The following is a 10,348-nucleotide window of genomic DNA, read 5'->3' on the forward strand; positions in this document are numbered from 1 at the left end:
AATTTTAAGCAGCATCAATAACGTTGTTTAAGAACGACTGAAGCCTTTCAGCGATGCCCTGGTCCGGCTGTAAATCGCTGAGGCGTTTCCTGCAGGCCGGGGCGAGGCGCATGGATGCGCCGAGAGGGCGGGCTTTACAGGGACGTTACCTCCGCCCGTACCCGATAAACCGGAAGGAATAAGCTGAGGGGACCGCGAAGCGGCGATTTACCGCCGGGAGCCCGGGTCGCCAGGGTGGTGGCGACTGCACTGAACCCCTAACCCTCTCCCCGGAGGGGCGAGGGGACTGTTCCGTGCTGCCATAACGTTGTGGGGATCCCTCAGTCATGTGGGGAGAGGGTGAGGGCATCAGGCCTCAGAGGCTTAAAGCCCCCGCACCATCAGCGCCTCATCCAGCTCCCGATACGCCTCTACCAGCTTGTCCAGCGTCGCCCTGTTGAGCCCGCTCGGGTTCGGCAACACCCACACCTGCGTCACGCCAATCATAATGCTCTGCTTACCCCACTTAGCCCCGCGCTGGCTGAATGCCTGCTCGTAGGCCTGCTTGCCGAGGATCGCCAGCGCGGCAGGCTGGTAGTCTTCAATCTTCTTCACCAGCTCCCGCCCGCCGCTGCGCAGTTCATGCAGGTTGACCTCGCTTGCCTGCACCGTCGGCCGCTCGACCAGCATGGTTATGCCGCAGCGCGTGTCCAGCAGGTGCTGCTCCTCTTCGGGCTTGAGTAACCTGTCGGTAAATCCGGCCTGATAGATCACCTTCCAGAAGCGATTGCCCGGGTGGGCAAAGTGAAAACCGGTGTGCGCCGAGGACTTGCCCGGGTTAATTCCGCAGAACACCACCCGCAGGCCAGGGGCCAGAATATCGTTGATCATCTTTACTCCCGCTGATACATCGTTATGGAAGTATAAAGGATTGATTATGCGTTGTTTATAAAAACAGCAGGCAGGTGTGAATGGCTGGATTGCTGCGGGGAGTTACTTTATAATTCACCGCCACGGCCCCTTAGCTCAGTGGTTAGAGCAGGCGACTCATAATCGCTTGGTCGCTGGTTCAAGTCCAGCAGGGGCCACCAGATACAGCAAGGGCTGGCGCTAAATGCGCTGGCTCTTTGTTTTTTCCGGGGATATACCGGGGATATTTCAGAAAAGTAGCCATAGTGATTTATGGTTAATTTATGACCACCCACACCATCTACCCCCTACCTCCAGCGCTGTGGTTCCCAATTAACCTGCCAGTCCATACACAATGAAAACGCATATATAGACACAGAAAAATGTCGGTTCAGTTGGTTCACAGTTCTGTAAGCCACGCTAGCAATGAATTTATTCGAACCAACATACGGCAAAATGAGGTTAGTTCAGCCCCGCAAAAAGTTACTGGTGGCACAGATAGATTGAGCCAAAAAGTCATTAAATCACGCCGTATTCACAATTATCTGCCGGGTGCTGTCCTCTAATTCTCGAGAGAAAATCCCTGAGGCAAATTTTCGCCTGTTATTTTTGGTTTTTTCATAGATGTAATCATGCGTGCTTCTGGTAGTGGCCGTAAGCTCACCAGACTTTACGTCATGCGGTTAATCAACTAATAACTCAAATCAAGAATGAATTAAACCGATTCACTGAAATTATCATTTATATTCATTTATTAAAAAAACAAATATAGGTAACAATGGTGATATAAAAACTTACAACCAGAAAATAATGAAGGAGTATTGTTTGGTTAATTTGTCAACTAAATGGAGTTAATTAGCATGGCTATACCCATTTATCTCCTGCTTTGCAACGATGAAGGGAAGCAGATAAAAGGTGGCTCTGATGTTCGTGGCCGGGAAGGCAGCATTGAAGTAGTAGGTATGCAGCACGATTTGTTTATTCCTGCCGATAACATGAGTGGAGCATTAACCGGAACGCGACAGCATGAGGCGTTTACATTTGAAAAAGAGATAGACCCATCAACCCCACTTCTTTACCGGGCCTTAACTACAGGTCGGACCCTGGCAAAAGCCGAATTCAAACTTTACCGCATCAATAATAACGGCATGGAAGAAGAATATTTCAATGTCGTGCTGGAGAACGTGAAGGTGTGCCACGTTGTGCCAATTATGTTTGATACCAAAGATCCCGATTTCGAAAAACACGGGCATATAGAGCATGTAGGCCTGCGTTACGAAAAAATCACGTGGAGCTATGTCGATGGCAACATCCAGCACGCCGATAGCTGGAAAGACCGTAAAACAGCATAAGGAGATCACTATGGCTAAATGGCTTTATAAGCAAAGCACCGGCGAACTGTTTAAAGATGGAAAACTGATTGAAACAGGTTACTCCGGCGCCCTCACCAATAAAAATAATCCAGACCGTGAGCATGTTCGCGGTATGGGGCCAATTCCACGCGGTATATGGAAAATCGGTAGTTCCGGCACCAGCAAAGGACCGCTGACAATTAAACTGAAACATATTAGCGGCAATTCATACGCGCGTGACATGCATTCTTTCCGTATGCACGGTGATAAGCGCGTCGGTATACCCGGATACGCATCTGAAGGCTGTATTATTATGAGTCCTTCAACCCGTCTACTTGTGAGCAATGATATAGGCGCATTGCTGGAGGTTGTACGATGATCCGCATAATTGCAATTTCCATCGTATTGTTGCCTGTGTGTGCAATGGCAGCTTCTACGGGTGGTGAATGTGCAGCACCCGGTCATTATATCGAAGGTATGCTGCTAACCAGCATTAAGAACGAGCTCGGCATTGATCTGACGTCTATCCAGTACAGCAAAACAACAGTGGAAGTGCTTGATGTGCTGCCAGTGTCAGATGTATTCGCCAGAAAAATGGCGATTGCAGATAGCCAGGCAGATTTAGAGAAATCAGCTGATATCAGGCTTTCTGAGAATGATTATTACAATATGTATCACGACAGGCATGTACTGACCGTGACGGCAAAATATACTTTTACGGACAAAAAAGGCAAACGTAGTGAATTCATTTCTTCAGCGTTCGTCAACGATGATGAATGCTCAGTACGGTACAATGGTTTTTTGACTTTATCGCGCGAATTTTGAATAGCAAAATCCAGGCATAAAAATGAGCATTACGCAAAACCCGACGAAAGGCAGTTTTTTCCGCCTTCAAAAAGTGATGTTGCCTTTTGGTGTCTGGTCGTAATCCTCCGTTGGGTCTGCTGGCTTCATATAATTAAGCCACTCAATTGAGTGGCTTTTTTATTGTTTTTTTTAAACCCGCTAACCCTGGCTCAGCGAAGCCGCCTGGACACGTCCAGCGGCACCTGGGGTCGCAATCAGACGCTCTACGGACTCCATCGTCACGAACGTACAGCTGCAGTCCACATTGGTGCACTGGTGATAGCGCTCTTTGGTATTTTCACTTAGATAGCGACTGGTACGCGCATGCGCAGAGTGCTTGCACTTAGGACAATGAAACATGTACCCCTCCATTTAATTCACATTTTGTGAATCAATAATACCCAAAACAAAACCAATAGCAACTATATTACTCACTATCAACAGTAAATTTTTCGTCGCTGACGTTCAGCTCAAGCTTAAGCTGCGTGGTAAATCCGCTATCGTTGAGGGTATGCACCACTTCGCTGATGATCCACGCCTGCTCGTCGATGACGCGTTTAAAACCGTTTACCAGCACCGGCGTTTCTGGGAACAGATCGGCGCGTCCCTGGGCAAGCTGGATGGAAAACTCTACGGTTCCCCGCTGAAGCGCGCGCCACTTAGCCTCTGCGGCCCTGAGCGCCTGCTCTTCAGAGGCATAAACCGTGGTGAGCTCAAATACGTTTTCCGCCGTTCCCACCAGCCTCTCTTGCGGCTTCTGCTCCTTGCCTCCTGTTTCCGCTACTGGTGCGACGGCATCCGGGTGCTGCAGTGCTTCTGTCGGCTGCCCCCCTGATTGACGTGAAATACTCAATTGAGGATTTTGTTGCTTTGGGTCGCGCGTTTGCAGCCATTTGGCCGTCACGCCGGAATAATTTTCACGGTCAGCGACGGAAAAAAGGTGCTTATCGCCATCCCCACGCTCAATCATCATTAAGGGAATCGGCGTGCCGCTGGCCGTCACGGCCTGGCCCGCTTTCATAAAGATAATCTTCCCGGCTTTGATTGAAACAAATGCTCCATTACGTTCAGCAAGGCGGGAGAGGAACGCCGCGTCTGTCTCCTGAGACTGGTCAATATGAGAGATGGCGATGGATGCAAGCCCCGACGCGACGCTGGCGGTCAACTGGTTACGCTGAGCGATGGTATCGACTATCGCGCCAATCGTCGTGTCATGCCATGACTGTTCGCGCCGCACGTTTAGCTTTCCACGAAAATCCGCGCTGCATCCCCGAATCGTCAGCGTGTCCGGTGCGCCCCGAAATTCAATCGTATCGATCGTAAAGCTCCCTTTCGGCTGGAGCGGGGTTCCCTCCCATCCCAACCATAAGGAGAGCCTTGCCCCCCGGGCCGGCAAGTCTAGCAGACCGTCGGAATCATCCAGTTGAATATCCAGCTGATCGGCTTCCAGCCCACGTTTGTCGATCATGCTCAGACTGATAAGACGGTGGCTGAAATTCTGTGTGACATCGCGATCGTCAAGCTTAAGCATAAAATCAGGGGCGATTTTCCCACCCGCCCGGATATTCATTTCGGTGATCATCCCACCAGCCCTCCAATGCTATTACGTGCGCTCGTCACCAGCTCTTCGACCTGGGTTCTCAGATCGCCAAACATCGTCACCAGCGATTCGTCCACGCGTTTCAGTTCCAGCGTAAAATTAATTTTTCGGGCAGTACCGTCACTGTAAAAATCCGAATGCGTATGCGTGACTTTCTCAATGATAAACATGCCGTGAATGATGCCGGTTCCGTCTATCAACGGCCATGCCCTCCCCTCATTCGCCATCAGCTCAACCGCCTTAAGGGAAAGCCGCCCTCCCGTGAGTTCCGGGTAAAGCAGTCCGGAGAGGGTAAAAGATGTCTCGCCTTCGCCAAGGTACTGCCAGGCTTTAGGTTTCCCGATCCGGTCGTTGGACGCCCAGCGGTAGTCCTTTGTAAACTGCATTGTCTGATAGGGTAAGGTTCGTCGTTCAAAGACAAACAGACCCAGCACCATTAACATTTTATCTCTCCTCAACCATACATTAAGCTGGATTGCTGCCGTCTCGCTTTATCCTGTTCAATGCTATCTATTGTCTCCCGGATTTGACGCGTCAGATCCGTTGCGGAGGCCGTGCCCCCCTGCAGCGTGATGTGATATTCGCTTTTACTCTGATCGACGTAAGAGCGTCCTCCCGGCACGAGGGTTGGCTGATATCCCTGGCCGCCGCCAGAGATCCCCGCAACCGGAATGGACGCACTGCCCGCAGGAGAAGATGCCGCGTCTGCTTTTGCCGCCGCGGCGTCGAGATGGCCCGACTCGTTTTTGATAAGACCGAGTTTCTCCAGCAGCCAGCTGGCCTTGCCGCTCAGGCTGTTAAAGAGATTAAGCGGTGCCATTAACGCATCACCCAGCGCCTGTCCAAAAATCACGCCAGCGTTTTTACAGCCATCCAGCGTTTCCTGCGTCGCCTTGATCGGCGTAATCAAGTCGGTGAACCATTGCCAGATACCGCCCAGCTTCTCCGAGATAGCGTCAAATACCGCCATCACCGGTGAGAACAGCGCCCCCAGCGGTGCGAAAGCCGTTGAAAGCCCTTCCATCACCCCGCCAAAGAAGGCGCTGATGGGCTCCCAGTATTTGAAAATCAGCAAAGCGCCGGCGGCAATCGCCGCGCCAAAGGCTATCACCGGCCAGCTAAGGGCGCCCAGCACCGTCATGACGGCACCGCCCACCACGCTGAATACCGTTCCTAACATCCCGGCCGCGGTAATAACCATATTGATGCCCGTCAAAACCGGACCAATAACCGTGCCTACGCCACCCAGTACCCCAGCAAACGCCTGCGCGCCGACAACAATGCTGGCAAGGGTCTGCGTCAGCTCAGGGTTGGCATTCACCCACAGGGAGGCCGTGCCAAGCCAGCCGGTTGCGGTTGTTATCAGGTTGCGCAAAGCGCCATCTGCTTTATCAAATACGTCAATCTTCAGCCCGCTCCACGCGGCCTGGAATTTGCTGATATCGCCGTCAAGATTGTCGGTCTGCACGGAAGCCACGAGCGCGGCACTGCCTGTTGCCCCCTGCAACTGCTGGCGTTTTTTATCAAGCGCGCCGTTACCTGCGGCTGAACGCAGTGCATCCGGAGCCTGTGGCTGTCGCAGCATCGCGCTGAGCGCGTCCCCGGCGTCGGCACCGTTCATTCCCTTTTCCGTCAGAACGCCAAGCTGCGCGATTGTCTCTTCAAGACCCATACCAGCCGCATCCGCAGCGGGCGCAGCGGAGGTGACGGCCGCCGCCATCTCAACGAGACTGGTGTTCGAAGAGGTAAACCCGCGGGTAAGTAAATCTGCGATGCGTCCCGCATCCGTATCGGCCAGGTTATAGGCGGCCTGCGTGCTGCTGAGAATATCGGCTGCTTTTGCCGCGTCGACATTCCCCGCCAGGCTGAGGTTAACCGTGGGTACAGTGGCAGCAATAACCCCATCAGCGTCGTAGCCTGAACGAGCCAGTTCGGTTTGTGCACGGACGACCGTATCTGCGGGTACTCCGGTCCTGGCACTGACCTCCCGCGCCTGCTGGCGAATGGCCTCAAGCCGGGCGTCGCCCTTATCCAGACCAAGGCTTGCCTGAATAGTCGACATCTGTTTTTCAAAACTGATGCCAGGCGCCATAAACCGGGACGTCTGATCAAAGCCCGCTTTGGCCATGCCCACGCCCGCATTAGCCAGCTGATGCACCCGCGCGGCAACGCGTTTGCCTGACTCGTAGCGATTCTGAACGGTACTCAGCTGCGCCTGCTGCTGATTGACGCGGGCCAGCGCATCCCGCTGTCGGTTAAGCTGCTGCGTTTTTTCGCCGATCTGACTTTTTAAACGACGCTCATCCGACGAAAGCGTTCGCGTGTTGATTCCCGCCTGAGCGAGTTCAGTCCGCTGACGCTGTACCGAGTAACGTAAGCTGTTGTACTCAAGCTTGAGGTTGGCTGCCGATTTTCGGGCTGCGGACAGCGCATTAGCCTGTGCCTGAGTAGGGTTTTGTGTGTTTTTAAACTGCAACGCCAGCGCCGCCGCCTGCTGTTTCGCCTGAGCAAGCGACTGCTCCGTCGTGGCGAGCTGGGCATTTGCTTTTCTGAAGCCATTAATGCGCCCCGCCTGCTCGTCGAGCGCCCCCAGCGCCGTCTGCGAATCATGGATATCGCTCGCGAGAGTCAGGCTGGCGTTCTGGAGAGCGTTAAGCGGTCGGCTTGCACGATCAACTGCCTTAAGCAGCTCCTGAAGACTGACATTATTACTCATGGTGGTTTCCGCTTCGCTGCAGCGCTTTTTCGCGCCATAAGAGGAGTTCGGTCACGCTAAGGGAGTACAGTTCTGACGGCGGCCAGTGAAAAATCACCGCGATATCCGCCATCAGATCGTCGACCGACAGATTTTCGGGAAATCTCAGCGAGCCGAAGCCGGTGACAAAAAACCGATCACCTTACCGGCAAAGGAGAGCAGATCGCAGGCATCCAGACGCGCAACTTCATGCTCGGTCAGAGCCGGCGAGGTCATTCGCGGCAGCACCTTGATCAGGGCATCAACGTCGGATTGCGCCAGCGAGGCCAGCGAGATCCCACGCAGAGTCCCGGCATTCGGTTTGGAGACCGTCACCTGTTCAATTTTTTGCTCACCGCGCAGAACGGGACTATCAAGCGTGACAATGTATGAGCTGTTGTTCATGGCGTTCTCGTTGCTATTTTCCATTTCATTACTCTTCTGAAAGTTAGCTTACCGGCCGGCTATCCCGGCCGGTTAAAGGGTTACAGGCCGATGGCCTTACGGTGTTCAGCCAGACGATCGACACCGTCGACTTTCAGCACCATGTTGATGATGTCGATCTCGATGATCTCTTTGCCATCAATGGTCAGCTGGTAGTAGGCGCACTCGGTGGACATCTTGGTGGTGCCGCTTTCGCCCTGCTTGTTCTCGCCGCCATCAAACTCTTTATGACGGCCGCGCATGACGATTTCGACGGCGGAGATTTCGCCGGTATCATCACGCTGGAAAGAGCCGGTAAAGCGCAGCGGCACGCTGTCCGCGCCCGGAGAGGCGTACTGTGCCCACAGCGCGGCGTCCGGCAGACCGCCAACGGTCCACTCCAGCGCCAGGGCATCATCGTCCAGACCGAGATCGACAGAGACCGAGCCCGGCATACCCCCGCCACGATACTTCTCCAGCTTGCGGGTAAGCTTCGGTAGGGTCACAGACTCAACAACGCCCATATAGCTCAGGCCATCGTTGAACATATTCAGGTATTTAAGTTTGCGTGGTAACGCCATGCTTCAGCTCCTTAGCTATTAACCGAATCTGACAGGTCTGCCAGATAGGTATCGGTGATGCGCTGGCGCAGGGTCAGATTTTCCAGCGGCGGGACAGGGGTGTAGTCGTAATCGATATACAGTTTCCCCGCTTTCAGGGTGGTTGCGTCGTTCGACTCAGGGTCATACCAGCAGGAGCCGTCGACGATATAGCCGTTGGTTTTCAGCTCGCGGAACTTGGCATTAATACCGGAAACGATGTCGCGGATAAGCGTTGGGGTGATGGGTTTATCCATCGCCCACGCGTGCGCTTCCGCCATGGTATCGGCCAGCACCTGCGCGGTACGGGTGTAGTTTTCAAAGACGAATAACGGGTCGTCAGAGCAGGTACGGTTACCCCAGAATTTGAAGCCGTCGTTGCGAATCAGCGTGGTGACGCCCGCCTGGTTAAGCAGGTTCGCATCGGTAGCCTGTTCCTGCAGATCCCAGGAGACAGAAGCGCTTACGCCCGTGACGCCGTTGACGCCAACGTTTGACAGGGTTTTATGCCAGCCGATGGTCTGGTCGATTTTGGCGCGCAGGCCAAGCGCGCGGGCGGTTGCCCAGGCCGTCGTCGTTGCGTTCGTGGTGGTATCCCATGCCAGAAAATCAGGGTGGATAACCATCAGCTCGCGCTGGCTGAAGTTTTTGCGGTAGTCGATCGCCTCAGAAATGGTTTTACATCCCCATGCGCTGACATAGCCGAACGCGCGCAGGCTCTGGCACATCGCGGCCAGCGCGGTTGCCACTTCCTGAGAATCCAGCCCCGGCACGCCGAGAATACGTGGCTTAACGCCGGTTACCGTTTTCGCCGTGAGAAGCGCCTTCAGGCCGGTATATTTACCGTTTTCATCGGTGGTACCGATGATGTTGGAAACGGTCTGTTTGCGCGCCTCCTCCGGGGTTTCTGCGGTGCCTTCAGCCACGCGAACAACAACGACAACCGGTTTACACTGGTCAGCAATCGCCTGCAGAGAAGCGGACAGCGTCCCCGCCTTGCCGGCTTTCGCAATCGCAGTTTGCACGTTGGTAATGAGCACGGGCTCGTTTAAAGGAAATGTCTTGTCGTCAGCATCGCTGGCCGTACAGACCATACCGATGATTGCCGTCGAGACGGTGGAAATGGTGCGGGTGCCATCGTTGATTTCGATAACTTCCACGCCGTGGTGAAAATCACTCATCCGTTTAACTCCTTGGTTAGTTGGTGAGTGATATTGTCGCGGCTGGAGTTGTTATGAGCTAACTGTCACCGTCCAGCGATGACTGACACAACGATTGTCCGATTACCGTGGCGGGGAATTTTTTATAAAGCGTTGAAACACCCACATCAAAAATTAACGCAACGCGCTGCCGGGATTCTCCGGCAACAATCAGTCTTCCAGCCTGAGCCCATTCCTCCTGCGTCAATTTAGGGCGTCTGCCACCAATTCGCCCCTGTTCCCGCGCTGCGGCCAGCCCGGCGCACGTCCTCTCGACAATGAGCTCACGCTCCATTTCAGCAAGCGCCCCCATGATATGGAAGAAGAAACGCCCCATTGGCGTTGAGGTATCAATGCTGTCAGTCAAACTGCGGAAATTAATGTTTCGCTGGCGTAGTTCCTCGGTCATTGAAACAAGGTGGCGCATACTGCGCCCGAGCCGATCGAGTTTCCATACAACGAGAGTATCGCCCGCATTCAGTTGTCTGAGGGCACGATTGAGTCCCGGTCTGTTTGTCGATTTACCGCTGATTTTATCTTCAAAAATGAGCTCACATCCTGAACGCTGCAGCGCGTCACGCTGTAAGGCGGTGTTTTGTTCATTTGTTGACACGCGTATGTATCCAATAAGCATGGTATTTCCCTTCGTCAAAATCGGAAATCATGCCATTTAATGGATAAACACGCATTTTCGAAAACCTTGGTTT

13 protein-coding genes and 1 tRNA gene are annotated in these 10,348 nt (G+C 53.5%); 4 read left to right on the forward strand and 10 right to left on the reverse strand.

All coding sequences use genetic code 11. The features are described 5' to 3' along the window. Positions 1 to 363: 363 nt before the first annotated feature. On the reverse strand, positions 364 to 870 hold the full coding sequence (mug, locus tag ACMWJS_RS21525; RefSeq protein WP_008503183.1) for a G/U mismatch-specific DNA glycosylase: 507 nt from the start codon (positions 868 to 870) through the stop codon (positions 364 to 366). A 124-nt stretch (positions 871 to 994) separates the two neighbouring features. On the opposite strand from mug, the gene ACMWJS_RS21530 reads away from it, so the two are divergent. The 4 genes from ACMWJS_RS21530 to ACMWJS_RS21545 all read left to right on the forward strand — a co-directional run bounded on the left by ACMWJS_RS21530 (position 995) and on the right by ACMWJS_RS21545 (position 3,065). Next, positions 995 to 1,070, forward strand: a tRNA-Ile gene (locus ACMWJS_RS21530). Between the two features lie 678 nt (positions 1,071 to 1,748). Next, positions 1,749 to 2,240 carry a type VI secretion system tube protein TssD gene (gene tssD, locus ACMWJS_RS21535; protein WP_167213393.1) on the forward strand — a complete coding sequence of 164 codons (492 nt, stop codon included), beginning with the start codon at positions 1,749 to 1,751 and terminating at the stop codon, positions 2,238 to 2,240. Positions 2,241 to 2,250: 10 nt separating this feature from the next. Then, complete coding sequence (locus ACMWJS_RS21540) at positions 2,251 to 2,619, forward strand: tlde1 domain-containing protein (RefSeq protein WP_229226315.1); 369 nt, start codon at positions 2,251 to 2,253, stop codon at positions 2,617 to 2,619. Then, the gene (locus ACMWJS_RS21545; protein WP_167213387.1) at positions 2,616 to 3,065 is read left to right on the forward strand and encodes a Shiga toxin A subunit; all 450 of its coding nucleotides are present in this window, start codon (positions 2,616 to 2,618) and stop codon (positions 3,063 to 3,065) included. The genes ACMWJS_RS21540 and ACMWJS_RS21545 overlap by 4 nt, the downstream gene beginning before the upstream one ends. 180 nt (positions 3,066 to 3,245) lie before the next feature. Here the strand turns inward: ACMWJS_RS21545 and ACMWJS_RS21550 are convergent, their stop codons facing one another. From ACMWJS_RS21550 to ACMWJS_RS21590, 9 genes are all read right to left on the reverse strand, one after another. Continuing rightward, a complete protein-coding gene (locus tag ACMWJS_RS21550; protein WP_414747555.1) occupies positions 3,246 to 3,446 on the reverse strand; it encodes an ogr/Delta-like zinc finger family protein in 201 nt (66 codons plus the stop codon). A 67-nt stretch (positions 3,447 to 3,513) separates the two neighbouring features. Then, entirely contained in the window at positions 3,514 to 4,668 is a 1,155-nt protein-coding gene (locus tag ACMWJS_RS21555; RefSeq protein ID WP_414747556.1) for a phage late control D family protein, read from the reverse strand. After that, positions 4,665 to 5,129, reverse strand: a complete 465-nt coding sequence (locus ACMWJS_RS21560) for a phage tail protein (RefSeq protein ID WP_023616174.1) — start codon at positions 5,127 to 5,129, stop codon at positions 4,665 to 4,667. The genes ACMWJS_RS21555 and ACMWJS_RS21560 overlap by 4 nt, the downstream gene beginning before the upstream one ends. An 11-nt stretch (positions 5,130 to 5,140) precedes the next feature. Further along, positions 5,141 to 7,402 carry a phage tail tape measure protein gene (locus ACMWJS_RS21565; RefSeq protein ID WP_414747557.1) on the reverse strand — a complete coding sequence of 754 codons (2,262 nt, stop codon included), beginning with the start codon at positions 7,400 to 7,402 and terminating at the stop codon, positions 5,141 to 5,143. Next, positions 7,395 to 7,514, reverse strand: coding sequence for a GpE family phage tail protein (locus ACMWJS_RS21570; RefSeq protein ID WP_023616176.1), 120 nt, complete (start codon positions 7,512 to 7,514; stop codon positions 7,395 to 7,397). The genes ACMWJS_RS21565 and ACMWJS_RS21570 overlap by 8 nt, the downstream gene beginning before the upstream one ends. Before the next feature lie 32 nt (positions 7,515 to 7,546). Beyond that, positions 7,547 to 7,849: a phage tail assembly protein gene (locus ACMWJS_RS21575; protein WP_023616177.1), complete on the reverse strand. Its 303-nt coding sequence runs from the start codon at positions 7,847 to 7,849 to the stop codon at positions 7,547 to 7,549. Between the two features lie 56 nt (positions 7,850 to 7,905). Further along, on the reverse strand, positions 7,906 to 8,424 hold the full coding sequence (locus ACMWJS_RS21580) for a phage major tail tube protein (protein WP_045910027.1): 519 nt from the start codon (positions 8,422 to 8,424) through the stop codon (positions 7,906 to 7,908). An 11-nt stretch (positions 8,425 to 8,435) separates the two neighbouring features. After that, on the reverse strand, positions 8,436 to 9,623 hold the full coding sequence (locus ACMWJS_RS21585; protein ID WP_167213379.1) for a phage tail sheath protein: 1,188 nt from the start codon (positions 9,621 to 9,623) through the stop codon (positions 8,436 to 8,438). A 58-nt stretch (positions 9,624 to 9,681) separates the two neighbouring features. Beyond that, positions 9,682 to 10,275 (reverse strand): recombinase family protein, encoded by a 594-nt coding sequence (locus tag ACMWJS_RS21590; protein WP_406915561.1) that lies wholly within the window; start codon positions 10,273 to 10,275, stop codon positions 9,682 to 9,684. Positions 10,276 to 10,348: the final 73 nt, after the last annotated feature.

The organism is Enterobacter sp. HK-058-C-ECC, assembly GCF_047531125.1.
Classification (GTDB): domain Bacteria; phylum Pseudomonadota; class Gammaproteobacteria; order Enterobacterales; family Enterobacteriaceae; genus Enterobacter; species Enterobacter quasiroggenkampii.